We start from the raw sequence: 25,652 nt of genomic DNA, 5'->3' as shown, positions 1-25,652 counted from the left end.
AGAAATGAGGCGTCAATATGTCATCTAAAGCAGTTTGGAAAGGCGATATCAACCAAGCACTATGCGCCTTTACATTTGATGATGGGCCTTCTCAGCTTCCCGTTGAATTATGGCTTGATGTTTTGGAGGAGGAAGATGCTGTAGGCACCTTCTTCTTCACTGGGGAATGGATGGATCGGTATCCAGAGAAGGCAAGATTAATCCTGTCCCGGGGTCATGTGCTTGCTCCGCATACGTATCATCATCGGCGAATGGCCCAAGTGCCAAAGGGGGTATTCTTAGAGCAGCTGAAGCTGACTGAGCTGGCCTATCAGGATGCAACGGGTCTTCCTTCTCCCAATTTCATGCGGTTTCCATACTGCTCCTACCGGGAAGAGAATCTCGATTGGCTGATAGAATGGGGCGGTTATCTGGATATTGAAGGCGTTGATTGCGGAGATTGGTCAGGTATTTCTGCAGAAGAGATCGTTGCCAGAGTTGAACCTACGCTTGAGAATGGAACCATTGTAGTCATGCATAGTAATGATGTTGCAAAGGGTTCACCGGATGCACTGAGAACACTTATTCAGATCGCCAAGCAAAGAGGCTTGGAAAGTGTCGGCGTACCTGAGATCCTAGGATCCATTGGCGCAGAAGTAAACTACAGACCTTGGAAAATAGTCGTAGACGTTCCTGCGGAGTTAGATCATCCCGTGGAAAAATGGGTGCCTTTAGAAAATAGTAAGCAGCTGGCCGACCTCGCGACCCAGACTACCGAGTGGAACATTCCGCAATATACACTGCATTTCACTTCTGAAAAGGAGTGGCTGGAGCATCTGGAAAGTCCGCTAGAAGAGGCTCAGGTTACAGAGGATCGTGAGTTGTTTACCATACGACAATTTGATGGCAGCTATTGGGGATATGTACGCGCCGGTGTCGTAGACAATACCCTTGTATTATTAGACTATGCAGCTAAAGAAGCGCAGGCTGATACCTTGGTATACTTACTTCGCTGGGCCGCGGATACTTCAATCAGACTGGGCTTAACCCGGATTGAGGCTAGGCTGAATATTCGCAAAATGAGCGAGATGTGCAGACAGCTAGGCTGGCAGTCAGAGATAGTAGAAGATCAATAAGACGGTATAATTCATACCTACTGAATAGATAGTACGTCTTGTGGTACAAAAAGCGATCCGCCATCATTGGCGGATCGCTCTTTTGTGTTCTAGGTAATGGCTATTCTCTCAGCAATGGCGGAAAATCAGATTCCGGTTCCTCTATCATTATCCAACGCGACTTCCAGCTCAGTCATTCATGGAGCCTTTACGGAGCCTTTACGCCCTCTTACGGACCCAGATGACGTTATTCGCTCGTTTTTAGCCTTTGGGGGCAGGGTTTCGGACTCCAGCGGCGCTATTCCATAGGTAGTGGTTCATATTAGGTGTTTTTCTTGCTAATAGCTGCATTTGGGTCCGATAGTACTCCAAATACGGGAAAAAGCTGCGCATAAGGTCAGCTGTGTCCTATAGCAGTCTCATAAGTACAAGCATGATTTAATCCAACGACGCTCTTCCACACTTTCAAAGCACCGGAAGAGATCTATGCCATTGAACGTTACTCACGAAAGCTATTGTCCTATTATATGAGTAATGACTTAGAGGAGTATTAAATGATTACCCCCACTATTCCTGCTACTTCATCGAATTTCTCGAATCACCTGTTCAATGCCAGAGGAGATATCAGGTTCTTTTACACTAGATACGTTGAGCTTTAGAATTCTCTCTTTTTTAGCAAAATAGGGCAGGTATCCGCTATCCGCCATCTCCACTCGAATGGACTTTTTTTGCAGCCGTTTGATCATCTGCTCTGCTCTAAGGTTATCCTCTAATTTCAGATACGTATGCACGCCTAACTGACTGGCAGGAACATAGGAATAATGCTGTTCAGACGCTGCATTTGCTTCCCTCATAATCGAATCATGGAGGAGCCTTGATCTTTTTCCGTAGCAGGAACGCATCTTTTTACGGTGGCGCTCAAACATCCCACTTTTCAAATACAACTCCAGAGCAGCTTGAGATAGCATAGAGCTATCTATATCCATCAGTCTTTTAAATCGGTTAAAGGACTCACAGAGCGCCTCAGGAAGTACAGCCACACCAACGCGCAGACCCGGGAATATAATCTTGGAGAAGCTTTTTAAATAGATCACATGTGATGTATTGTCATAGGCATAAATCGGATCTTGCTTCGTATCTTGCTCCAGATCTGCCATGTAGTCATCCTCAACAATATACACATCGTATTTAGCTGCAAGCTGGGCTATCGCCTTCTTCTGGTTGCGGGTATAGGAAACGCCTAGCGGGTTGTGAAACCGTGGTACGGTATAGAAGAATTTGAACTCGCCCGTCTTAAATAACCGCTCTAATTCATTCAAATCCACCCCGTCATCCGAACGCTGTATCCCCTCTGTCTCGATGTCGTACGTCTTCAAATACTCCATAAACAGTGGGTAACTCGGCTGTTCAATCAACACACGCTCCCTGCCATTCGGAAAAGGAATACGGGTTAAGAGTCCAAGTGCCTGCTGTACACCAGAGGTAATAAATATCTGCTTCGGATCAGCAAATACCTGATAAGACGCCAATTGTCGCTGCATTTCACGGATCAGAGACGGCAACCCCTGCGGCGTTCCATAGATAAACAAATCCTTACGGTACATATCGATCGCTTTATTAATACAATGTTGAAAATCCAGATACGGAAAAATATCCGGGTCCGGTGCAGATGCCGTAAAATCAATCCAGTGCGCCCCCTCTTCTTTTCGCTCCCCACTGCGTTTCATGACATAATATCCGCTCTTTGAAGCCGCGTAGATTAGGTGTTTATCCTGAAGGTCTTGGAGTGCACGAATAACCGTGCTCTTATTGCAGTCATAACGTAGCGCTAGCTCTCGAATAGAGGGTAACTTGTCGCCCTCACGATATGTGTCTTCAGCGATTTGTAATTCCAGATCGTTGATTAACTCCGAATACTTATATATAGCCTTCACCTTCCCCCAAGTCTATTTTGTACCGGTACAGATGAACAATAATTACATTGTAGCACAGCTATTCTAGCCTTAGAATAAAGAGCATAACAGGACCGGTCCTAAATGCGCGCAACACTTTGGAGGTCTTATAGATGAATACATCTTCTACTCAAAAAGCGATAGTAGCCGCTGTCTTGAATGCTATTATTGTCGGGTTTTCTTTTATATTTGTAAAAATGGCTTTAACCGTCTCGGACCCATTCGATACGTTAGCCCACCGCTTCACGTTATCTTTCCTGGCCGCTTCGGTATTTACTTTTCCTGGGTGGGGGCGGGTGAAGTTTGGACTATCCAAAGCAGCAGTGGTAATCCCACTTGCTCTACTATACCCATCGTTGTACTTTACGCTTCAAGCCTTTGGGCTTCTGCATACAACATCTGCTGTAGCGGGCATTATTCAGGCGACCATGCCTATCTTCACCATCATTTTGGCGGCAATGTTCTTGAAGGAAACCACGAGCGGCTTCCAGAAGATCTCCACCTTAATCTCGGTTGCAGGCATCATTCTTATCTTTGCCATTCCGGGTGTGAGTATTTCCTCCTCTAGTCTGTGGGGCGTCTTACTCATCCTAATCTCAGCGCTATCCCTTGCCGGTTATAATGTCGCGGCGCGGAAGCTAACACGTACCTGGAGCCCCAAGGAACTTACCTATATGATCACTTTATTCGGATTCATATTTTTTAATGGATTGTCGATCATTAAGCATGGTTCGGCAGGAACCTTGAATCAATATTTCACACCTTTTCAGGAGCCAAAATTCATATTCTCCATGATTTATCTCGGTGTGCTTTCTTCCCTCGTGACCTCTTTCCTCTCCAACTACGCTTTATCTCGAATGGAGGCTTCACGCGTGAGCATCTTCGGCAGTCTTTCGACGGTTGTCTCTATTCTTGGTGGTGTACTCCTGCTGAATGAACAGCTGGAATGGTATCATTGGACCGGTACGGTGATGATCATCGCTGGGGTAATCGGAGTGAATTGGCGAAAAAGAGCAAGGATTCAAGCAAAAAAAGAGATTGGGTTGGACTAGAGAACAACAATAATACAAGAACACAAAAAGACACCCCTCGAGGTGTCTTTTTATTTTTTGCCTTTTCAATATCTCTTTTCTGTAAGAAACCGCGCACTAAGCCTGTTACTTCGTTGCTTCTAACGCCTTAATCTTCTCTTTATATTGATCCAACAGTTTAGTTAAAGCTTCCTTAATCACAGTGGAATCTTTGGTTTTAGCCGCACTATTCAGATCCTCTTGGGCTTTGAAGAAAGCTTTATCAGCCTCACTAAGTTCTTGAACTGAAATCGTAGCTCCAGTCGCTTCTACAGCCGCAATTGCCGCTACACCTTTAATTGAAGTAGAAACAACACTCTCCATCTTCTGAGCTTCAGGTAATTGGATATCAACGTTGCGACCCGCTTCAATGTAACTGACGGGCAGAGCTTCAGCTGATACAATTTCTTTCGATAATTGAACTCCCTCCGCCTGCTCAGAAGGTACTAGCTCGGAAACCGCGGTTATACTAAATCCAGCAGCCTTGTAATATTGATCCAAAGTCTTCTTCCAGTCTTCTAGCGTATTCGGCGCGTATGTTTTAGCCAGTTCAAGGGGATCTGCCCAATCAAAGCTTATTAAGCTTGCAGAAAGTGATCCACTATTTGCTGGAGTAACCACGGCTGCAGCTGTGGCTTTCGCGCTTTGATCGTTAGCTCCACTAGCTGCGTTCACTGCAGTGGGTGCGGCAACTGCGGACACCAGTAGGGCGGACAACGCTAACTTTTTAAATATCATCTGTTGATTCATAAATACAACACTCCTCGTCGATTTGAATGATCTTACAAGTCCAAGCTTACAAAATGGGTGTGGCATAACATTGGTTAATTTGTGGAAAAACGATGGCAGACCCCTATACCCATCTGTGGATTGATATACTTGTAAAAGAATAATCTGGAGGTAACTAAATGAATACCAACTATCTCATTGCCGTAGTAGACGATGATCAACATATACGTAATCTTGTAGAAGCTTATTTACAAAAAGAAAATTATCGCACGATCGGCCTTAGCAGCGCTGAGGAAGCATGGACCTTATGGCAGACAAATCCACCGGATATGTGGGTGCTCGATGTAATGCTGCCCGGCATGGACGGGTACGAGTTTTGTCGGCGGATTCGCAATGAAGCCGAGGTACCGATTATTATGATCTCTGCAAGAGATAATGAAGTGGATAAAATATTAGGATTGGAGCTAGGCAGCGATGATTATCTGGTCAAGCCATTTAGCCCCCGGGAGTTAGTTGCTCGCATTAAGCGCCAGTTACAACGCTGGTATAAAATGAGTAATCCAGTGGAACCCGCAAGTAGTAGCCCACACACATCGACGCATATTGAAGTTAGCCATCTACAGTTATTATTGGAGGAAAGACGTGTGTTCTGGCACGGGAATGAGATTGAACTCACCAGCAAAGAATTCACCCTTCTAAAAGTATTCGCAGCTTCTCCCAACCGCGCATTTACAAGAGATGAGCTGTTAACCTATGTTTGGGGAGATGACTATTTCGGGAGCGACCGTGCCGTGGACCATTTAATTAAACGAATGCGGAAAAAGCTAGACCTGCTGCCGATAGAAGCTGTATGGGGACATGGCTATCGTATGCGTATAGAGGGGGGCGTGGAGATCGATGAAGCTAGCACATCAGATTAATTTAGCCTTTAGTATTGCCTTGGTATTACTCCTGTCGATTACCGCTGTTGTGATCCACTTTGTGCTGCTCAATCATTTTGTCGGAACACAAAAGGCGGAATTACGAACCATTAGTTCTGCCATGTCAGCCACTATGATTCAGGGAACCGCATCCAAGGCAAACTTCGAAACTGAGCTCCATGCGCTGCCCGCGATCATGCCTTCTGTAGGCACGGCAAGCGTCGAGGCCATTCTTAGCGATGAGACAGGAAAAGTATTGTCCACCACATCGAATATGAGTTCAATCTCGATAAACTCCAATACGCAGTTTGTCGCAGATCAAACCTCTGACCTCCAGAATATATGGAATGGAACAGATGCAAGATATATAACAGAAGTGAATGTTACGCCAATAGGCACGCTAACTCTGCTTACACCTATGAGCGCAGTAACAACCATTGAACAAGCTCTGTTCAAAAGACTACTAATCGTTTTCGGTGCAGCAGGCGCATTTATGCTCCTGTTTGGACTATTTATCACGAAAAAGCTAATCCAACCTCTAATGAAGCTGCAGCAAGAGCTGAAAAAGGTAAAGGAACGCCACTTTTCAGACGTTAGGCTGATCAAAGCTGGTGGAGAGATTGGCGCTGTCGCGCAATCGGTATATGACATGGCTGGCGAATTGAATCGATTCAATCACGTGCAGAAGCAATTTTTTCAGAATGCCTCACACGAATTAAAGACCCCACTAATGTCTATCTCTGGTTATGCTGAAGGGATTAAGGATGGTATCTTCGAGGGGGAGGGCATCGATAAAGGTCTGGATATTATTATGAGTGAGAGTGGGCGTCTGAAGAAGCTTGTTACGGAAATGACCCTGCTTGCGAAGCTGGATAGTGAAGAAGATATATTCAGAACTAGCGAGATCTCACTGGACGATTTAGTCGTAGAAACGATTGAACGCATGAACCCTCTTTTGATGAAAAAAGGGCTGACCCTACATGTATCCTACGATGATTGCGAGCCACTTACGGTCCGGGCCGATAGAGATAAGCTGTTGCAAGCACTTCTTAATGTAGTTTCTAATGCAACTCGTTATGCCAACCAGCATATCTACATTCATGCCTCGGTTAAAGATGACCAGGTTCTGCTCTCGGTTAGCGATGATGGTCCTGGCATTTCAGAAGACCTGCTTCCATACCTGTTCCACCGATTTGTAAAAGGAAAAGATGGTGAATCAGGATTAGGACTAGCCATATCCCGTGCGATCGTCGAGCGCTCCGGAGGTCTGATTACAGCAGGGAACCGTAAAGATGGCGGTGCAGTGATCACTATGGGATTCCCTACACTCTCTCCTACCTAGACAGTCTTAGGTCGAGCGAACATCTAGTTCGTTTATTCACAACGTTGACACAATTCATCATAAGAATTACCATAAGTATATAAGTTACTCACTAAAATATATCTGCTATAAATTACACCAAAGGAGACCACACACCATGAACAGACTCGAAGGAAAAATTGCAATCATTACAGGCGGAGCTGGCGGTATCGGTAAAGGAATGGCCATGGCATTTGTTAAAGAAGGCGCCAAGGTAGCTATTATCGACCTCAACGAAGAAGCTGGTAACCAAACGATTAAGGAATTACAAGCTTATCAACCCGAATCGATCTTCATTCAAGCCAATCTAATGGAGCACGATAAACTGGCAGGCATTACACAGCAGGTGGCTGAAAAGTTTGGAAAAATTGATATTTTAGTCAACAACGCACACGCATCTAGAATGAGTTCGATCGAAGAAATGACACCAGAAGATTTGGATTTATCTTTTAACACTGGATTCTATCCTACCTTCTATTTCATGCAAGCTGCACTGCCTTATTTGAAAGAAACTAAAGGAAAAATCATTAACTTTTCTTCAGGCGCTGGGATCAATGGCGATGTGAATCAAGGCTCCTATGCTGCTGCAAAAGAAGCCATCCGCGGAATTACTCGCGTAGCCGCTAATGAATTTGGTCCATTTGGTATCAATGTAAACATTATCTCTCCAATCGCTAATTCGCCTGGCATGATTCAATGGGCAGAAGCAAACCCAGAGTACTACCAAAGTATGATTTCAAAGATTCCTTTGAGAAGACTGGGCGAGCTGGAAAGTGATATCGGCCGTGTTGCAGTATTCTTGGCTAGCGAAGACTCCGACTATATTACGGGTCAAACCATCATGGTCGATGGCGGATCGATTAAATTACGTTAATTTATACGCTATCATGTGGATTATCAAGAGATTTCCTTTATAGGAGATCTCTTTTTTGTCTTCAAATCTCTTTATCATTCGTATAATGGCCTTCGGAATTAGGGTAATACTAAAGTAACATGCTATTTAACGCATAATTTATAACATCCTGTGTGACTCGGAGGTATTTCAATGAACAAGTTCGACGCTATTATTATTGGTTTCGGTAAAGGCGGAAAGACCCTTGCCACAGAACTAGCTAATCGAAAATGGAAAGTAGCCGTGATTGAACGCTCTAAGGAAATGTACGGTGGGACTTGCATTAACATCGCCTGTATCCCAACGAAATCCTTAGCTTATCAAGCCCATCAAGGCAAAAATTATAAAGAAGCGGTTCATAACAAGGATCAACTCATTTCAACTTTACGCCAGAAAAATTTCGATAATCTAAATCAGAACGAAAATATAGAAATCATCAATGGAGAAGCTTCCTTCTTATCCGACCACGAAGTTCAAGTAAAAGATGCCGGGGAGACTAGGATCATAGCCGCGAACAAAATCTTCATTAATACGGGCGCTGAGACAATCATTCCTACGATTGATGGGATACAAGATAGTAAGTTCGTATATACCAGCACATCCATTATGGATCTTAAGGAGCTCCCAACTAAACTAGCTATCATTGGTGGTGGTTATATTGGATTGGAATTCGCGTCGATCTACAGTCAATTCGGCTCACAGGTTACGGTGCTGGAGGGTTCCTCGAAATTCATTCCTAAAGAAGACCGCGATGTCGCGGACGCCGTCCTCCAATCCTTTACCGAGAAGAACATTGAGGTCAAGCTGAAGGCAAAGGTAACAGGACTGAAGGATGCTAATGATGGAACAGTCATCTCCTACACTATAGATGGTGCTATTCAAGAGTTGAAAGTCGATGCCGTTCTAGTTGCTACAGGTAGAAAACCAAACATTGAGGGATTAAATTTAGAAGCAGCCGGTGTAAAAGTGACAGATCGGGGCGCTATTAAGGTGGACCCTTCCCTAAAAACTACTGTTCCACATATATGGGCCCTTGGAGATGTCAAAGGCGGATTACAGTTTACCTACATCTCATTAGATGATTATAGAATTGTACGAAATGATCTTTTCGGCGAGCATTCCTATACCGCAAATGACCGTGACGCTGTTCCATATTGTGTATTTATTGATCCCCCACTATCCAGAGTAGGAATAAGTGAAGAGGAAGCCGTCGAGCAAGGACTTGAAATTAAAGTCGCTAAGTTGCCTGCTGCAGCTATTCCACGTGCCCGCTTAATTAACGAAACCGAGGGCTTCCTAAAAGCAATTGTGGATGCAAAAACCAATAAAATCCTCGGAGCTACATTATTCTGTGCGGAGTCCAGTGAAGTGATTAATATCGTAAGCATGGCTATACAAACAGGGCAAGATTTTACCTTTTTGAGAGATCATATCTTTACTCACCCTACAATGAGTGAAGCTTTGAATGATTTGTTCTCACAGATCAAAGAATAACATTACATGCAGAGCAAACAAAAAGACACCCCATCGGGGTGTCTTCAGGCTGTCGAGAAAGTCTCGACAGCCTTCTTTATGCCCTAATTATTTAAGACGACACCGCGTTAATGTTGTATAATATATGTAACTATTTATAGAACGGATGGTGTGTTGAATGTTACGTTCCAACCGAGAAAGACAACAATCTTACGAATTTGTTTCCATAGAAGATTTGGTCCCCGAAGACCACTTGCTTCGTAAGGTGGATAAATATATCGATTTTTCTTTTATTGATGAAATGGTTCGACCGCTATACTGCGCCGATAACGGACGCCCAGCTATAGATCCAGTTATTTTATTTAAGATGATTTTTCTTGGATACTTTTACGGTATTCGTTCCGAACGTCAATTGGAACGAGAAATCCAAACCAACTTGGCCTATCGTTGGTTTTTGGGTCTAGGGCTTAGCGACAAGGTTCCTGACCATACAACGATTAGCTGGAACCGGCGGACCCGGTTTAAAGATACAACGATTTTTCATGATATTTTCGATGAGATTGTTCTCCAAGGTATTTCGCACCGAATGATTGGCGGACGTGTTCTCGTGACCGATTCGACCCATGTGAAAGCCAATGCGAATAAACATCACTATACCAAACAACAAGTACTACAAAATACCAAAGATTACATTGACGAACTCAATATCGCCGTGGCTGATGACCGGAAAGAACATGGAAAAAAGCCCTAAAACCCAGAGAGGAAGTGAACGAAGAGAAAGAAATTAAAGTGAGCACAACTGATCCAGACAGTGGATATATGATTCGTGATGGCAAACCAGAAGGCTTCTTTTATTTGGACCACCGTACGGTCGATACCAAGTACAACCTCATTATCGATGTGCACGTAACGCCCGGAAATGTCCATGATTCCGTGCCCTATTTGTCGCGTTTAGATCGCCAGCAAGATCGTTTTGGGTTTGCAGTTGAGGCTGTTACACTCGATTCAGGATATTTGACTACACCGATTTGTCGGGGGCTACAAAGTCGAAAGATTTTTGCCGTGATTGCTCACCGGAGGTTTCACCCCAAGCAAGGCTTGTTTCCAAAGTGGAAGTTTACCTTTGATCCCGAACGTAATCTATATGTTTGTCCAGCGAGTCACGAATTGAAATACAGAACCACAGACCGCAAAGGTTACCGACAGTATGCTTCCAATCCGGAGTATTGCAAGAGTTGCCCGTTGCTGGGTCAATGTACACAGTCCCGAAATCATCGAAAGGTGGTAACCCGGCACGTTTGGGAGGACAGTAAAGATTGGGTTCGGAACAACAGGCTCAGCAAGTCTGGCAAACAGCTGTACCGCAAACGAAAAGTAACGATTGAGCGAAGCTTCGCGGATGCTAAAGAGCTCCATGGGTTTCGCTATTGCCGTTTGCGCGGACTCCGGAACGTCAGGGAACAAGCACTGATGACGGCAGCCGTGCAGAACATGAAGAAGATGGCGATCCACCTGGATCGCCTGGAAAAGCAGGGGTAATCCCCCTACTTTCCCGATTTTACAGCCACCTAAACATGAAAAGAAACCCAAGATATTAAAATAACCTGGGTTTCTCGACACTCTGAAGACACCCCATCGGGGTGTCTTTTTGTTTTACTATATAACACGATGCTGAACCCACTTCTTACCCATGAAGCGCCGTAGAAATATGAATCCTCTGATTCCCCACTCACAGTTCATAGCTAACCAAACCCCAAGAAGACCGAAATCCAGAACAATACCTAAGATATACCCGAGTACTACGCGGAACAACCACATACTCAGCATTGACACCATGGATGTAAACTTGGAATCACCCGCTGCTCTAAGCGCTGACGGTGTTATGAAGCTAATAGACCACAGCGGTATTTGTACGATTGTATTGATAAGTACAATTATGAAGATATCTCTCACTATCTCCGCAGGTGGATGGAACATCGAAACTAGCGGATTGAAGAAAGGCATAACTAACAATCCCATCACCACAAAGGAAAGGGAAGATGCTACTAGGAACGATTTAATAAATTTCCGAGCATCCTTAACATTATTGCTTCCCATACATTGTCCAACTACTGTGATAATCGTCAAAGACAGCGCATTACCCGGAATTTGCATAATCCCTGCAAAGGAAGAGGCAATAGCGTTAGTAGCAAGCGCGTAGGTACCGAGACTGACGATAAAGACTTGTGTCAGAATCTTACCACCATTAAAGAACATTTGCTCCGCCGCAAACGGCATACCTATGAACATTATTTTTTTGAGCATGGAGAATTGAACCACCAATAAGTCACGAATTCGAATATGCAGCTCATTGTCCATCCGGAACAGATAATACAGAGCGCATATCGCGCCCAAATATCGAGCTATATTTATAGAAATGGTCATCCCTAGAACGCCCATATGCAAAAGGTTAATAAATACGAGATTCAAGAGGACGTAAACTAAATTCATAATGAGCGATAGCGCAAGCGAGGCTCTCGTCCTTCCGATTCCCCGAAGAGCACCACACACTGCCTCTACTACAGCTATACCAAGATAGGAGATGCAGCTCCCAATCAGATAGGTTCGGGCGTTGTGCATTACCTCTGGTGAGGCCGCTCCAAATAGTACGTTCAACAGCGGCTTGTGAAAAAGAATACCAAACATACCAATAATAAAAGCCATTAGGGAAACCGACGAAGTCGCGCCTGCGGTAGCCTTTGACACCATAAGACTATTGCCGCTTCCTTTGTACTGCGCTACGACAACCGTACCACCCGTTGATACCGCGATAAACACACTAATGAGAAAAAGATTGAGGGAATCGATCATATTCACCGCACTGATAGCCGCCACCCCGGACGAACTGATCATCGCTGTATTTACTAGATTTAACCCCACTATAAAGGCCTGATCTACCAGAATAGGGATGAATAAAGCAATCATATGGCGATAGTCTAACGATTCTCCTGAAAAATATTTCTCAAGAAACCGCACACTTCGCTTCGTATTGACATTTACATTAGGTTCCATCTTCGCTTCACTTCTTTTACATTAGAGTTATCCAAATTTGAAATATCCTTATAAATAGAAAAAGGCTCTTCAGGTTGAAGAGCAATTCAAAAGTACAGCTAATTTATATGCACTTAGGTATGCGGTCGAGAGGACTCGAACCTCCACGGGGATTAACCCACACGGACCTGAACCGTGCGCGTCTGCCAATTCCGCCACGACCGCACAAAATATAAAAGACTCATGCAGTGCAGAACTAAATTATCATATATTAGCGCAAAGGGCAATACCTAATGCAAAAAGAAAAAGTGTACCGAGTCCCTATTAGGGATCATCGATACACTTTTTAGAAGAACTATCGGATTATGAAGCTTGTTCAAGCATACGGTAGATAATGACTGCCGCTTGAGCACGGTTAGCTATACCCTTAGGTGCAAATTTGCCACCCTCAACACCGTTAACGATTCCCAATTGGGTCAGTTGTGCTATAGCGTCCTGTGCGTAAGGAGCAATACTGGACTTGTCTGCAAACTTGCCCAGCGCTGCATTCTTATCAATCGGCTGTAGTTTATCTTTCAATGCATTAGCAATCATAATGGCCATTTCTTCACGAGTCACTTCACGACCCGGTTCAAATTTACCATTTCCAGAGCCTTGTACAAGTCCAGCCTTCACCGCAAGGGCGATAGAATCCGTGTACCAAACTCCTTGTTTAACATCGCTGAATGAACTGGTTGTTGCCGAACCCGTCAGATTCAGTGCACGTACCAGCATTGTAATAAACTCTGCTCTAGTCACTGTTTTGGTTGGTGCAAAAGTATTTGCATCCAATCCTTTAATAATGCCCTTAGCAGCCAATGCTTGAATAGCCTCTTGTGCCCAGACTACCTTACCCAGATCTTTGAAGCTTGCTGCTGGGGCAGTAGTTGGTGCTGGTGTTGCTGTTGGAGCTGGCGTTGCTGATGGTTTTACAGTTGGAGTAGGTGTTGGAGTTACAACATTAGAACCTCCACTGCCACTGCCTGATCCCGTTTCATCAGCCTTCTCTTTGTTAGTAATACGACCTTCAATTGCCGCCTTGATCTCTTTGCGATCAAACGTCTTCACAATGTAATCGTAGAATACATCCAAATCAATAGGACCAGCCAGTGAATCACTCGCTTGAGTCAGAACCGTGTAGTTATCCCCACCCGCAGCCATAAAGTTATTCACTACTGCCGTATATTTCTGATTAGGATTAATTGGTGTACCATTAGTTAGCGTAAGGCTCGTAATGCGATCTTTCACTGGTAGATTCATAATCGCTGTATATTTCAGTCCAGAAATTTGCAACGTTTTGATATCTGCTGTTCCGTCAACCTTTACATTCCATTGCTGCTGAAGTAACGTTTTGATCTGATCTCCAGTTAGTGTCAGCTTCACAAGTGTGTTGCCGAACGGCTGAACTTTAGCCAAATCGCCAAAGGTTACATCACCCTTCGGAAGATCCGCACGGATACCACCCGGATTCATAAAGGCAAAATCAGCAGACTTTGCGCCATCACCAAAATCAGCAGCACGCATAGAATCAGCAATTAGGTTACCGAGGGCAGCTTCTTTGGTATAAGCATCCGTACGAGTTACAGTTCCATCAGTTGTACCCACTGGTTGGGTAAGTTCAGGATGCTTCTCAAGGTAAGCATTTACCAGTGCCACACTCTCCGGATCCGGTGTTACACCGTCATGGAAGGTGGACGTTACTACAGCAGATTTACTCTTCACATCACCTGTTTTAGGATCAATGATCAGCTTAATATCTTCAAATGCCATGCCGTAAGAGTATGCTTGTACAATCAACTTTCCGTTTACCGTTCCGTTTGCCAGCGCATGGTTATCACCAGCAACAATAACGTCAACTGGGGAATCCGCAGGAAGCGCTTTGGCCAGATCAGCCGCTTCACCTGTAGTTACGCCATCTTTAGTAGAGGCTGGATCATGCGCAAGCACGATGATCGTTTCTACGCCCTTCTCTTGCAGCTCTTTGGCATATGTCTCAACAGCCGTTACTTCTTCATCAGCCGAAAGGAATTTTACGCCAACCGTTCCGGAAGGTGCAACTTTACTTGGTGTAGATTTGGTTACAAGACCTATAAACCCGATCTTCACACCACCGACTTCTTTGATTACATAAGGATTGATAATGGGCTCGCCGTTTTTGGCATACACTGCATTGGCATTGACATAATCAAAATCAGAGCCAGCATGGATAATTTTTTTGTTCTTTGGATCAGCACCACCATAAAGCTGTGTCATTAGCGCATCAACACCTTGGTCGAACTCATGGTTACCCAAGGAACCTACATCAAATTTCATCATATTCATCCAAGCATGAGTCGGCTCATCGCGCTCAAGCGAAGATACAGGTGCCGATGCTCCTACGGAGTCACCGTTATGGAAGAGCAAGGAGTTCTCGTACTTTGCACGAGCCTGTTTCAAGTAAGTCGCGAGGTAAGCTGCTGTGCCTACAGACTTATTGCTCACTGTAGAAACTGTGTCTAGTTGACCATGGAAGTCATTAATTCCAATAAGGTGAACTTCAACATCTGCAGTTGGCGCAGGAGTTTTCACACTTAGATCCAGTTCGAAAATTCCGAAGCCTTTATCATTTTGCTGACCCGTATCGGATATGTTCGCCGGAAGTACACTCGCTGCTTTAGGCGTTGTAGTGAACGTTACTTTCACACTACCCTTAATAGGTGCCAAGGACCAGTTACCATCAGCAGTAGGATCAATCGTTCCAGCTTCACTGATATAGTCCATCAAGACCTGACGATTTTCATCTTGAGAGTCCACTACCAACTCTGAGCCTTTAACACCCGGGAAGTTACCACCACCGCTTGCACGGTAATTGTTAGTGACAACAATGAAATCCTGATCAAGATCTAAAGGCTGATCATTGTAAGTCACTTCCGTCACACGACTCGACGAAGCATCATTAATGGAGCCATCCGGATTGTACTTCGCGTTTTTCGTTACATCAATTTTATATTGGACCCCATCAATCACATCAAAATTAAAGACTTGGAACTCCGGATTCAACAGAGACTGCGGAGTCGAGATTCCAAGTTTGATGCGGTTAAATGCACCCGCGCTCATCTCCAACCACTCTTTAACAACAGAACCCTTAACCTTGATCGCTTTGAGCGTGTTATCGTATAGATAGAGGTCGCTTGCGCTACGGATAGTCAAGTTGCCTTCATCAATACTAGTGTATTCTTCTGGGCCGTTACGTCCTGCTTTAAATGGAGCGCCGACACTCAGAATCGGCAGGTCCTTATATTGAGGAACATTGACATCAATATACTTCTGAACATACCACTTCTGTGCATACGTTACGAGCTGAACCGTAGGATCATCCTGAACCATTGCAAAATAACTGTTCATTGGAGCCGTTGTAACACCCAGCTTCTGTTCAGTATAAGCAATAGTAGCTTTATGCGCTGCCGCAACAGCATCATCTACAGCTGGATCAGGTTCGACCGTTGGATAATTCACTTTATTCTCTGTCTTATAGATAGAACGAGTTGAAGCATTTGAGCTCTTCTTATCTACTTCCCAGCCTTTATCACCGTATACAATATCCAGATCAATTAGACCTAAATAAGCACCGCCGTAGCCAGCTTGTACAGCAGGCGTACCATTAATGTGACCATTCACATTATCGATCACAGCCTTATCGTTATTGTAAGGCTTTTTAGTATCCGGATCTTTGAACAAAGCATCCAGTGTGCTGTCATTTCCCGTTGGAAATACCTTATGGGTATGTGAGAATGTGATCGCATCGATACCCGGAACCTTACTCAAGGCGTTAATGTCATTCTCAGAACCATCACCTATAACAGCGTTGATATCAAACCCTGTATGGGCCATAGCAACAATGACATCTGCTCCTTTAGCTTGCATTTTAGGAACAAATTTCTCTGCCGTTGCAGCAATATCTTCAACGACTACTTTGCCCTCCAGATTAACCTTATCCCACTCCATGATTTGGGGGGTAACAAGGCCAATTAGACCGACTTGAATCGTTTGTTCTTGACCATTACTGTCTTTTATTGTTTTAGGTATGATAACAAAGGGTTCAAAGGCATTCGTGCCATCTGTTTTATAAATGTTCGCATTCACATAATCAAAATTTGCACCGGTAGTTGACTCATTACCATCGCTACCATTTATAGTACGATCTAAAAATTGCAAACCATAATTGAATTCATGATTTCCAAAAGTCGCAGCGTTATATCCCATAGCATTCATAGCCGCAATCATCGGATGAATCTCATTCGGATCTTTCAGTTCCGATTTCTTCGCCACGTACGTACCCAGCGGAGTTCCTTGAATCAAGTCACCATTATCAAGCAGGAGGTTGTTGGGTTCTTCAGCTCTCGCTTGTTTCACCAGACTTGACGTGCGGTCAAGACCGACGGTTACAGATGGTGCACCCTTAAAATAATCCCAACCATACACATTAGTGTGCACATCCGTTGTGCTCATCAAACGGAGCTCAACCTTGGCTCCAGAAGCAGGTGTAGCAGGTGCAGCAGCTACTTTGTCCGGACTCCAAACCGTACCCAAAACGACTCCACCTAGTACCTGTGCTGAAAGCACTGCAGTTGCTAGTACAGAAGCGAGAGGCTTGTTCCATCGTGTCTTCCATCCCATAAAGATTTATTCCCCCTAGTATTTTCACATAATTTCGGTGATATTATATCACACAAACATGACGAAAAAGTATAGTATTGTAAAATTAATATAAATCTATGTTAAATATATTAACGTATGAAGAAAGACCTAGGTCATATTCTATTTTTATTAGATCAATAGTCTCTAGACATACAAAAAACACATCTTATACAGATGTGCCCTAAGAAAGCGCATACATAAGGTCAAAACACGTCGAATCTTTATCTGATGATAACTCTCTCAAGACCCACTCATGATGGCAGTAAACCCAAAACAAATCGCACACGTCACTCTCATTTGTGAAGGCATGATTTTATGTTTCCCACCCATTGCAAATTCACCTTAAGGTATTCCTAAAGACAGTAATATGTAAAGAATCACCGCTCCCGCAAAAGCAATGCTCCCAATCCATGCAGATAACATCCTTCCACCCCCTTCACTAATTGGTATTCGAATCGTATAACCTCTCCCCATCAATTTTTGGACTTTCTTTTCATATTAATGATGAACCCGCACAAGCAACACCAGAATATCTGAGTAATATAGAATTAAATAGACCAATGAGGTGATCCACAAATGTCAAACAGAGCAAAGATTCGCAAGCGAGCTGAACAGCTCAAGGGTAGACCTGTGTGCGTTACGCTTCATGATGGACGCACGTATGTAGGATGGATAACTGGCCTCGATAAGGATGGATTGACCCTTTCCAAACCACGTAAAAATAAAAACAAAAAATCAAAAAAACACTCTTCTTCTCACTCCCGGAAAGCGAATGTATCTGGACTCATGCCGCTATTTGGCTCACTGTTCGGACTGGGAGGCGGGGCCGCTGGAGCCGCGGGGGCTGCCGGAGCCGCAAGTCCAGGTTCTTCAGGATTCGGTGGAATTATGGGTTTTGTAGGGATGATACAAAAAACTATGCCGGTTATGAAGATGGGCTACAACATGATTAAATCTATATCCCCCTTCCTGAATGGACTAAAAGGTTTAATGGGATAGTCAAAAGACACCCCTCAAGGTGTCTTTTTATTTTCTCTCATGAACTTATCAGTTTCTTCAAAAGTCTCCCCGCAGATCTTATTCGTGGGCGCTTTAAATGCTCCTGTACATAGCGATAATCCGTCAATTCAACTCTAGCATCACGGATCGCATAGGCAAAATCATTATCAAAGGGTAGGCGATATTCCCAGACTCGCTTCTCCCAATGTGGTATATTTGCAAGCATCCATGGATCGTCGATTCCGGGATGAATATAGGTTTCACTAACGCCATCAGGTAGCGAATACAGCTTGGCGATGATGGATTGTTTAAAACGATCATACGTCTCACCTTCCTCCACACCAAAAGGATGGGACAACAAATAATCAGGAATCGGGACTCCCAGTGTATCGGCCAGCCCAGATCCAAGTGCAACAGGACGTTCAATATTTTTCAGTGATCCTAGAAGGGGATCCTCTGGATGGATGTATCGAAAGAATCGTGATGGCAATCCCCAGCGTGAAATTCTCCACAACGTCTGCGGAAGCAGGCTACGTCCCGTTTCCATGCCATATAAACTTCCCATATGGTTGTCTACATGACTAATCATTATTCCGGCTTGCTTCACTCGTTCGTACTGCGCAACAATCTCCTTTAGCACAGCTTTTGTCTGCGCTCCCTGCTCGAACTCTTTTACCGTCTTATACTGATGCCCGCCATCGTCATGTAATGAAGAGTCCCCCGTCAGGCTGCTCCAGCGTAAAGCCTCAAACTCACTGGTCATTGTCAAATGAAGGCCCACATTTCGTTGTTGCCTACGGCTACACCATGCAGCAGCCTCCTCGAATCCAGGGGCCACCGCCATGATCGTCGCTGAAGATACTTTTCCCTCTTCTAATAGATGCATAATCGCCTGATTCATGGCAGGGCTTTGCCCAAAATCATCACAATTGATGATTAATCTTTTGCTCATAGTCAGCATCACCTCTCAGTTGCCCCGTAAATGTAAATTTAATAGTAAAAGATATGACAACAGATATCGCTAGCAGACATAACGGCACCACGCTTATTAAATATCGGAACGTTGCTTCTGGATCAGACCCTGGGTCATCGCCACCCTTGTAACCAAAGATCATCCCTACAATGAAAAAAGCCAGCGCCGAGATTAATCCGCTCGAGCGAGTGATGAATCCACTTACCGCGGTATAGATGCCTTCTCTTCTCAGACCTGTCTTCTCCGCATCCTCATCAATAATTTTTCCACCTACGATTGCCGGGGTTACTAGAAATCCTGCTAGTCCGAAACCAACAACAATGCCAGCGGCCACACCACTTACAAGATCATAACCGAACCATAGCGGAATGACAGATAAAGCATATAGGATAAGCGATAGCCGCCATGCCTTGACCCCATCCATCTTACGAATAATCCAATACCACACGAACACTAATGGAATGACCGACACAAAGACAGCCGCGAGCATAATAGATACCTGTGCTTCTGAAATATGTAGAACATATTTTGCATAAAAGGGAATCATCGAGCTTACAAGTCCATTAACCGTTTGGGCAAAAGAGTTCGAAATATTAAACACCCAGAACTTCTTATTCCGAATCGTTTCCCGAAAAGCCGGGATGAGCTTCAACGGTTCAGTCTTAGTGGTCTCTTTCTTCTCTTGGACATTCATCATACATAAAAACATAAACACACCGAAGACACAGGCATACACGATAGCCATATTAGAGAAGTTAATCGCTGCGAAAAGAATTGGCGTTAAAGCAGTACCAATTAACAGGGCAACCACTTGATACCCTTGCTGAATCGCAGAGGCTTTTGCCCGAATACGATCTCCACGGAAAAGCTCTGGAAGCAGTGCACCATAGTTCACCCACAAGACCGTAGCCACGGCCTCATAGAAAATAAGTGTCACTAAAAACCAAGTGAAAAGTCCATTCTCCGATAATCCGCCCGGTGGGGAAAACACTAGCACAAACGCCAGCATAAATAACGGAATCGAGCCGAACACCCAGGGTCTACGCCGACCATAGCGGGTATTTGTGCGGTCTGACCAGTATCCAAACAGCGGATTATTCACCGCATCCCAGATCAGAAAGATTGTTCTGGCCAGTGTAGCAAGTCCAATGCCCAAGCCCAATTTCTCCACATAAAAATAACTGTAAAAAGAACTAAAAGCCTGACTGGGAACCATCATCGCAAACATCCCTAAAGCAAAGGTGTACGGCGAGTTCATCCATTTATGTTTCACTCACATACCTCCCATATGGTAATGATCTAATTGTAATATATTACCACAATCTATGGGAGTATAGTTACAGATTTCGTATCATCCAAACGCCAAAAAATTCAACAGCAACATAAGGAATTCCAACTTAACGTATGAAAAATAGCAAAAGGGGATGTCCTAATAGCCATGAAAAATGACTATTGGACATCCCCTTCTGAACACTCAATGGAACTGAATAGCAGCACCTATGCTACACCGGAATTCCTGATTACAAAAATACGATCATGGAAAGGATGAACATAAATACTACACCTACAATCATTGGTACTGATGTGCGTTTTACAATCTCAATCGGATTCTTCTTAACGGAGCCAGCTACAATAAGAACAACGGCCGCGACTGGAGATACCGCTCTAAACAGGTTACCTGCAAGACCCATTGGTACTGTAACTGCAATTGGGTTAATACCCGCAGCATTAGCGAGAGGAACCAATAGAGGAATCATCGAATAGAAGAGCGCCGTACCGCTACCACTCAAAATAACGATTAGTGCAGTCAAACCAACGAGAATGAGTGGAAGAATAAATCCAAGGCTGGAGCCGTGAATACCAGTCATCGCTGTTTCCAAGGATTCGATAAGTCCAATCGATTTCAAGCCTGTAACGAATACAGATGCCGCAACCAACAGAACAACAATTGGAACTGCGCTGCCCATACCTTTAAAGAAATGCTCTGTACCATCCAACACTTGCTTTGTATTCTTTTTACGGATTAATTCACAAACAATTGCAATAGCGAAAGATAATAAGGCTACTACCTCAACGCTTATATTGATAGTCATACTGGAGGCAGATTGAAGTATAAATACTACGATTAGAAACAGAATAGGAAGCACTGGCAACAAAGCGTAAACCGTTGTAAACAGTTTTCCACCTTCCACTAGCTTAACATCCTTTAATTCAACTTCTGCATGTTCTGTGTCGACACCCATCTTTTTATCCATACGTTTTTGCCAGAAATAATGTACAACAGCCATTACTAATAAAGTAGGGATGGACACTAACGCATGGTAACGGAATACATAATCAGTTACGGTCATACCGGCATAGTTAGCATACTGTGCTAATTCAGTTGCTACTGCAACGTTATCCCCACCCATTGGGGTTGGTACGATAGTCGCGGATGTAGCAATGATCGCTGCTGCGGATAACGTTGTCATTCCTGCTTTTTTCAATACAGGGAATAAGGTTGCAAGTAAAATTATAGCTAGATTTGAGGCACTAGGTATAACAAGAGACAACAGATTTCCTAGTAAGAAAACCACAGGCACAAGAATATATACCGATTTAATTTTGCCCAGTGGTTTCGTTAATACATTGACGGTCACATCATTCGCATTAATATAGGACATGTATGCTGTATATCCACCAAGAATAAGAATGATGAAACCAGCAGAAGTGAGTGACGATTTAAACTGGTCTGCAATGGCTACTAATGGATCTAACCATAGCGCACCCGAAGATTCAAAACCTTTAGCACTAATTCCATTACCCATTAGTATCGCAATGAACATTAGTACAATACCGATAAAGAATAGTGTAATTTTAATATCCATTTGCTTAATTAACATATATACAATAATAAAAATCGCCAGAATCGCTGAGCCGTACATGATTATGTCCATCACAGTGTCCCCCATCTAATTGGTTAGTTGGTTAATTCTTTAGTTACATTTTCTCAAGCTATCTAGTAGCCATTCTCGAAATAATTGTTGATCGATATCAAGACATACTTTGGCATTATTAGGCTTACCTAAATATCCCTTCAAATCAACAATTGTAGTTCCTGCTGTCATACTACCGTTCAGTTCTATATCCACGTGGGTATCAACCGTTTCAAACATTTCTGGCTTTAACAAATAGGCAATTGCACAGCTATCATACATTTTCAATCCCGTCTTCATACTGCCGCCACGGTACCGCTTAAAGAGGCTGTGGATCATTTTTCCGACATCGTTCATATTTTCTAATTGAGCAGAGTCCTCTGGTAATACAAGCGCTTTCCATCCAACGTCTAAACCAGCCATAACAATCGGAAGTCCACTATCAAAAACAATTTTCGCAGCTTCCGGATCCACATGAATATTAAATTCAGACATTACACCCATATTCCCTCTTGTAGCTGATCCCCCCATTAGAACGATTTCTTGAATGTTATTTTTCACTTCTGGGTAAATTTTAAACAGTAACGCGATATTAGTAAGCGGTCCAATCGGAACCAGCGTAATCGGGGTTGTACTTTCTTTAATCACTTTATACATTGCGTTGACCGCATTATCTTCAAGCAGAAGATCATTTGTAGGCTCTTCAAAATCAAAACCTTCCATTCCGCTAACACCGTGCACATTACTAGCATCTTTCAGTGGTTTAATCAGCGGGGAAGCCGCTCCCATAGCAACCGGAACTTCCTTTTTATAATATTTCAGCAGCTTTAATGCATTATTTGTTACTTTGTCTACTCCTACATTCCCTGCTACAGTTGTGATCAGCTTGACATCAAGCTCTTCACTGTACAAAGCAATGGCTATGGCGACTGCATCATCAATCCCAGGATCAGTATCAATAATAATCGGTCTTTTCAACATATAATTCATCCTCCAATTGGTTCTCAATTTTATATAATCAATTCACAAATTTAACCATTCCGTGGCCAAAATCCTTATTAGGACGTTGAATAAATCCGAATTTCTCGTAGAATTTCTCCGTATTCGGAGTAGCCATTAAACCTATATAGGCATTCTCACACGCTTTTTCCTGAATGTAAGTCATTAAGGAATGCATGATAGTATAACCTATCGATTGTTTCTGGTACTCAGGATCAACTACTACATCCTTAATGAAGAACACAATTCTATCGTCTCCTACAATTCGACCAATTCCAATTGGTTTATCATCATCAAATATAACAACTGAAAATAGCGTTTTTTCTAATGCCTGTGCAACATCTTCTAATGAATATTCTTGGAAATCGACTTTTTGGCGTAGCTCAGCATACATCTGGGGTGTTAATGCGTTTGGTTCTTTCCTAAGCATTCAAGAATCGCCTCCTTGTATACCCTCAGTCCATGAATTGTTTCAGCTCTTCTAATGAGGGCATCCCTCCTTGAGCACCAAATTTCGTTACAGAAAGGCTGGCTGCATAAGTCGCATGATAACAAGCATCATGAAAGTCATACCCTTTATCAAGAAAATAGCTTAAGGCGCCATTAAATGTATCCCCTGCACCCGTAGTATCTACTGCTTGAACCTTTGGAGCTTTGATAAAAGTACTTTCCCCATTTTTGTAATAAGCAATTCCATCTTTTCCGTTTGTGATAATTAGCTTTTCTTTGTACTCTTCGCGGAAACCAGGGGACTTCATAAGCAGTTCTGCTTCATGCTCATTCGGAGTCAGATATGTTATCATTGGCCACCATTCGGATGGAAACTCATGATATGGAGCAGGGTTAAGTATCGTAGTTATCCCTTTATTGGAAGCAATCTCTAAAGCCTTCTCAACACTATTCATCGGAATTTCTAATTGAAGTACAACTACATCGCTATTCTCGATCTGCTCTCTACAAGCTTCAATGTCTTGGGGGGTCAGCTCGTAGTTAGCTCCCGGAACAACAATAATTAAATTATCCCCTTCTGAAATAATGACGGATGAAACTCCTGTAGATGAATGTGTAACCGGTTCCACATTCTTGAAAAAAATAGATTCTTCTTTAAGGTGCGACAAGTATTGTTCACCAAAACTATCCCCACCTACACGGCCAATCATATGAACCGAGCCGCCCAATCTAGAAGCCGCTACCGCTTGATTTGCTCCTTTACCACCAAATTGATGATGAAATTCCCGGCCGATAACGGTTTCGCCAAGTCCCGGATATCGATCTACAATAGATGTGAAATCCATATTCAAACTACCAATTACTGTAATCATTATTTTTGTCTCCTTTTATGTTGAATCCCTTACAATAAGTTTTGCATCAAAACTAAAGTGTTGTGGGCCTTTGGTATTCCCCTCAATAATATCAAGCAGTAGTTCACCGCTTTTAATACCAATCTGCTCAATCGGTTGCTCCATGGTGGTTAGTTCAGGAGTAATTGTTGTACCCCATTCGATTCCATCAAAGCCAATGACTTTAATTTGTTTTGGAATTTTAATTCTTAGTTTGGCTAAAGCTTTTATGATACCCACGGCCATTATGTCATTTCCTGCGAAAATCCCATCAATGTCTGGATTCTCAGCTAATAAATCTATGATGGCCTGAAACGAAGTCATTAATTCATAATTACCATACGCTATAATTTGTGATAATCCTTGCGCAGATGTTTCATCGCAATAGCCGCGGAGCCGTTCTTCAGAGGTGTAAACACCATCTGGTCCCTTTACATGAGCAATCTTTGAGCAGCCTTGCTGAACTAGGTAGCTTACCGCCTCGCGAGCATTCTTATAATTGTTGACTGTAATAGATGGAATATTGTCACTGATAATTCTATCGATCGCGACAATTGGCATCGATAACTTTGCTAAATGTTCTTCCTTAATCTTGTCAGATACGATAATAAGACCAGCTGCATATCCTGTTTTCATCGTTTCAATAAAATCAGAGACACGGTCCAATTGGTCATCACTATTGAACAACAAAGCAGAATACCCTTGACTAATTAGCGTTTTTTCAACAGCTCTAAATAATTGTGGAAAAAACGGATTTGTAATGTCTGGAATAATAAAGCCAATAGATTTCGACTGCTTTTTATAGAGACTCCTAGCTACGGCATTGGGACTATAATTTAAAGCTTCTATTGCCTGTTCCACTTTTGCCCGACTATCCGCTCCCACGTAACCTTGATTATTCAGGACTCTAGAGACCGTAGCTACTGAAACCTTTGCATATTTTGCAACGTCATAAATTGTCGTCAAATCAAGAGACCTACTTTCCATACGTTGGGATACAAGATGTGATTTTATAATTTTCAAACCTTCGGTAACCGGTTACACATATTATATGAAATCGTATTCATTCTGTCAAAGGTAATAATTTGCATGAATAGGAGTATGCGGGAGCCATTTCCACTGGTTAGAATGGTCGATATTCAAACAACCGTAAAACAAAAATAAAAGACACCCCAAGATGTCCTCTACTT

At 43.2% G+C, this 25,652-nt stretch carries 19 protein-coding genes and 1 tRNA gene; 8 read left to right on the top strand and 12 right to left on the bottom strand.

From position 1 onward, the window contains the following. Window positions 1-17 precede the first annotated feature (17 nt). Entirely contained in the window at window positions 18-1,115 is a 1,098-nt protein-coding gene (locus QNH28_RS01150; RefSeq protein ID WP_283909812.1) for a polysaccharide deacetylase family protein, read from the top strand. 560 nt (window positions 1,116-1,675) lie between these two features. Here the strand turns inward: QNH28_RS01150 and QNH28_RS01145 are convergent. Next, on the bottom strand, window positions 1,676-3,019 hold the full coding sequence (locus QNH28_RS01145) for an aminotransferase-like domain-containing protein (protein ID WP_283912006.1): 1,344 nt from the start codon (window positions 3,017-3,019) through the stop codon (window positions 1,676-1,678). A 140-nt stretch (window positions 3,020-3,159) separates the two neighbouring features. Between QNH28_RS01145 and QNH28_RS01140 the strand changes: the two genes are divergently transcribed. Further along, window positions 3,160-4,098, top strand: coding sequence for a DMT family transporter (locus tag QNH28_RS01140; protein WP_283909811.1), 939 nt, complete (start codon window positions 3,160-3,162; stop codon window positions 4,096-4,098). A gap of 105 nt (window positions 4,099-4,203) precedes the next feature. Here the strand turns inward: QNH28_RS01140 and QNH28_RS01135 are convergent, their stop codons facing one another. Further along, the gene (locus QNH28_RS01135) at window positions 4,204-4,866 is read right to left on the bottom strand and encodes a hypothetical protein (protein WP_283909810.1); all 663 of its coding nucleotides are present in this window, start codon (window positions 4,864-4,866) and stop codon (window positions 4,204-4,206) included. 158 nt (window positions 4,867-5,024) lie between these two features. Here QNH28_RS01135 and QNH28_RS01130 point away from each other — a divergent pair, with 158 nt between their 5' ends. The 5 genes from QNH28_RS01130 (at window position 5,025) to QNH28_RS01110 (ending at window position 11,029) form a co-directional block, all read left to right on the top strand. Further along, window positions 5,025-5,765: a response regulator transcription factor gene (locus QNH28_RS01130; protein WP_283909809.1), complete on the top strand. Its 741-nt coding sequence runs from the start codon at window positions 5,025-5,027 to the stop codon at window positions 5,763-5,765. Beyond that, the gene (locus tag QNH28_RS01125) at window positions 5,743-7,107 is read left to right on the top strand and encodes a sensor histidine kinase (RefSeq protein ID WP_283909808.1); all 1,365 of its coding nucleotides are present in this window, start codon (window positions 5,743-5,745) and stop codon (window positions 7,105-7,107) included. The genes QNH28_RS01130 and QNH28_RS01125 overlap by 23 nt, the downstream gene beginning before the upstream one ends. Window positions 7,108-7,243: 136 nt before the next feature. Continuing rightward, window positions 7,244-7,999 (top strand): SDR family NAD(P)-dependent oxidoreductase, encoded by a 756-nt coding sequence (locus tag QNH28_RS01120; protein WP_283909807.1) that lies wholly within the window; start codon window positions 7,244-7,246, stop codon window positions 7,997-7,999. Window positions 8,000-8,170: 171 nt separating this feature from the next. Beyond that, on the top strand, window positions 8,171-9,511 hold the full coding sequence (locus tag QNH28_RS01115; RefSeq protein ID WP_283909806.1) for an FAD-dependent oxidoreductase: 1,341 nt from the start codon (window positions 8,171-8,173) through the stop codon (window positions 9,509-9,511). Between the two features lie 157 nt (window positions 9,512-9,668). Further along, a protein-coding gene (locus QNH28_RS01110; RefSeq protein ID WP_283909805.1) for an IS1182 family transposase occupies window positions 9,669-11,029 on the top strand; the annotation gives its coding sequence in 2 pieces (ribosomal slippage) (window positions 9,669-10,236 and window positions 10,236-11,029; 1,362 coding nt in all). A gap of 117 nt (window positions 11,030-11,146) precedes the next feature. On the opposite strand, the gene QNH28_RS01105 is transcribed toward QNH28_RS01110, so the two are convergent. The 3 genes from QNH28_RS01105 to QNH28_RS01095 all read right to left on the bottom strand — a co-directional run bounded on the left by QNH28_RS01105 (window position 11,147) and on the right by QNH28_RS01095 (window position 17,215). Further along, on the bottom strand, window positions 11,147-12,541 hold the full coding sequence (locus QNH28_RS01105) for an MATE family efflux transporter (RefSeq protein ID WP_283909804.1): 1,395 nt from the start codon (window positions 12,539-12,541) through the stop codon (window positions 11,147-11,149). Between the two features lie 120 nt (window positions 12,542-12,661). Next, window positions 12,662-12,745: transfer RNA gene (locus tag QNH28_RS01100), tRNA-Leu, on the bottom strand. Window positions 12,746-12,883: 138 nt separating this feature from the next. Further along, window positions 12,884-17,215: a bifunctional 2',3'-cyclic-nucleotide 2'-phosphodiesterase/3'-nucleotidase gene (locus QNH28_RS01095; RefSeq protein WP_283909803.1), complete on the bottom strand. Its 4,332-nt coding sequence runs from the start codon at window positions 17,213-17,215 to the stop codon at window positions 12,884-12,886. 597 nt (window positions 17,216-17,812) lie between these two features. Here QNH28_RS01095 and QNH28_RS01090 point away from each other — a divergent pair. Next, complete coding sequence (locus QNH28_RS01090) at window positions 17,813-18,235, top strand: LSm family protein (RefSeq protein WP_283909802.1); 423 nt, start codon at window positions 17,813-17,815, stop codon at window positions 18,233-18,235. A gap of 37 nt (window positions 18,236-18,272) precedes the next feature. Here the strand turns inward: QNH28_RS01090 and QNH28_RS01085 are convergent, their stop codons facing one another. The 7 genes from QNH28_RS01085 to QNH28_RS01055 all read right to left on the bottom strand — a co-directional run bounded on the left by QNH28_RS01085 (window position 18,273) and on the right by QNH28_RS01055 (window position 25,485). Continuing rightward, window positions 18,273-19,187, bottom strand: a complete 915-nt coding sequence (locus QNH28_RS01085; protein ID WP_283909801.1) for a polysaccharide deacetylase family protein — start codon at window positions 19,185-19,187, stop codon at window positions 18,273-18,275. Beyond that, window positions 19,159-20,481, bottom strand: coding sequence for an MFS transporter (locus QNH28_RS01080; RefSeq protein ID WP_283909800.1), 1,323 nt, complete (start codon window positions 20,479-20,481; stop codon window positions 19,159-19,161). Before QNH28_RS01080 ends, QNH28_RS01085 begins: the two co-directional genes overlap by 29 nt. Window positions 20,482-20,728: 247 nt before the next feature. Continuing rightward, the gene (gene dcuC, locus QNH28_RS01075) at window positions 20,729-22,144 is read right to left on the bottom strand and encodes a C4-dicarboxylate transporter DcuC (protein ID WP_283909799.1); all 1,416 of its coding nucleotides are present in this window, start codon (window positions 22,142-22,144) and stop codon (window positions 20,729-20,731) included. Window positions 22,145-22,183: 39 nt separating this feature from the next. Continuing rightward, window positions 22,184-23,104, bottom strand: a complete 921-nt coding sequence (rihC, locus tag QNH28_RS01070; RefSeq protein WP_283909798.1) for a ribonucleoside hydrolase RihC — start codon at window positions 23,102-23,104, stop codon at window positions 22,184-22,186. Window positions 23,105-23,141: 37 nt separating this feature from the next. After that, window positions 23,142-23,552, bottom strand: coding sequence for a GNAT family N-acetyltransferase (locus QNH28_RS01065; RefSeq protein WP_283909797.1), 411 nt, complete (start codon window positions 23,550-23,552; stop codon window positions 23,142-23,144). 25 nt (window positions 23,553-23,577) lie between these two features. Continuing rightward, a complete protein-coding gene (rbsK, locus tag QNH28_RS01060) occupies window positions 23,578-24,444 on the bottom strand; it encodes a ribokinase (protein WP_283909796.1) in 867 nt (288 codons plus the stop codon). A gap of 15 nt (window positions 24,445-24,459) precedes the next feature. Beyond that, entirely contained in the window at window positions 24,460-25,485 is a 1,026-nt protein-coding gene (locus QNH28_RS01055) for a LacI family DNA-binding transcriptional regulator (RefSeq protein WP_283909795.1), read from the bottom strand. Window positions 25,486-25,652 lie beyond the last annotated feature (167 nt).

Source organism: Paenibacillus sp. G2S3 (assembly GCF_030123105.1).
Classification (GTDB): Bacteria; Bacillota; Bacilli; order Paenibacillales; family Paenibacillaceae; genus Paenibacillus_AQ.
Note: the sequence above shows the minus strand (reverse complement) of the source record. Positions and strands in the feature narration are given on the sequence as shown.

What these genes read in the sequence shown, in the direction of transcription:
- QNH28_RS01150 (WP_283909812.1), top strand. Translation starts at nt 18, where the DNA reads ATGTCATCTAAAGCAGTTTGGAAAGGCGATATCAACCAAGCACTATGC.
- QNH28_RS01140 (WP_283909811.1), top strand. Translation starts at nt 3,160, where the DNA reads ATGAATACATCTTCTACTCAAAAAGCGATAGTAGCCGCTGTCTTGAAT.
- QNH28_RS01135 (WP_283909810.1), bottom strand. Translation starts at nt 4,866, where the DNA reads ATGAATCAACAGATGATATTTAAAAAGTTAGCGTTGTCCGCCCTACTG.
- QNH28_RS01130 (WP_283909809.1), top strand. Translation starts at nt 5,025, where the DNA reads ATGAATACCAACTATCTCATTGCCGTAGTAGACGATGATCAACATATA.
- QNH28_RS01125 (WP_283909808.1), top strand. Translation starts at nt 5,743, where the DNA reads ATGAAGCTAGCACATCAGATTAATTTAGCCTTTAGTATTGCCTTGGTA.
- QNH28_RS01120 (WP_283909807.1), top strand. Translation starts at nt 7,244, where the DNA reads ATGAACAGACTCGAAGGAAAAATTGCAATCATTACAGGCGGAGCTGGC.
- QNH28_RS01115 (WP_283909806.1), top strand. Translation starts at nt 8,171, where the DNA reads ATGAACAAGTTCGACGCTATTATTATTGGTTTCGGTAAAGGCGGAAAG.
- QNH28_RS01105 (WP_283909804.1), bottom strand. Translation starts at nt 12,541, where the DNA reads ATGGAACCTAATGTAAATGTCAATACGAAGCGAAGTGTGCGGTTTCTT.
- QNH28_RS01095 (WP_283909803.1), bottom strand. Translation starts at nt 17,215, where the DNA reads ATGGGATGGAAGACACGATGGAACAAGCCTCTCGCTTCTGTACTAGCA.
- QNH28_RS01090 (WP_283909802.1), top strand. Translation starts at nt 17,813, where the DNA reads ATGTCAAACAGAGCAAAGATTCGCAAGCGAGCTGAACAGCTCAAGGGT.
- QNH28_RS01085 (WP_283909801.1), bottom strand. Translation starts at nt 19,187, where the DNA reads ATGAGCAAAAGATTAATCATCAATTGTGATGATTTTGGGCAAAGCCCT.
- dcuC (WP_283909799.1), bottom strand. Translation starts at nt 22,144, where the DNA reads ATGGACATAATCATGTACGGCTCAGCGATTCTGGCGATTTTTATTATT.
- rihC (WP_283909798.1), bottom strand. Translation starts at nt 23,104, where the DNA reads ATGTTGAAAAGACCGATTATTATTGATACTGATCCTGGGATTGATGAT.
- QNH28_RS01065 (WP_283909797.1), bottom strand. Translation starts at nt 23,552, where the DNA reads ATGCTTAGGAAAGAACCAAACGCATTAACACCCCAGATGTATGCTGAG.
- rbsK (WP_283909796.1), bottom strand. Translation starts at nt 24,444, where the DNA reads ATGATTACAGTAATTGGTAGTTTGAATATGGATTTCACATCTATTGTA.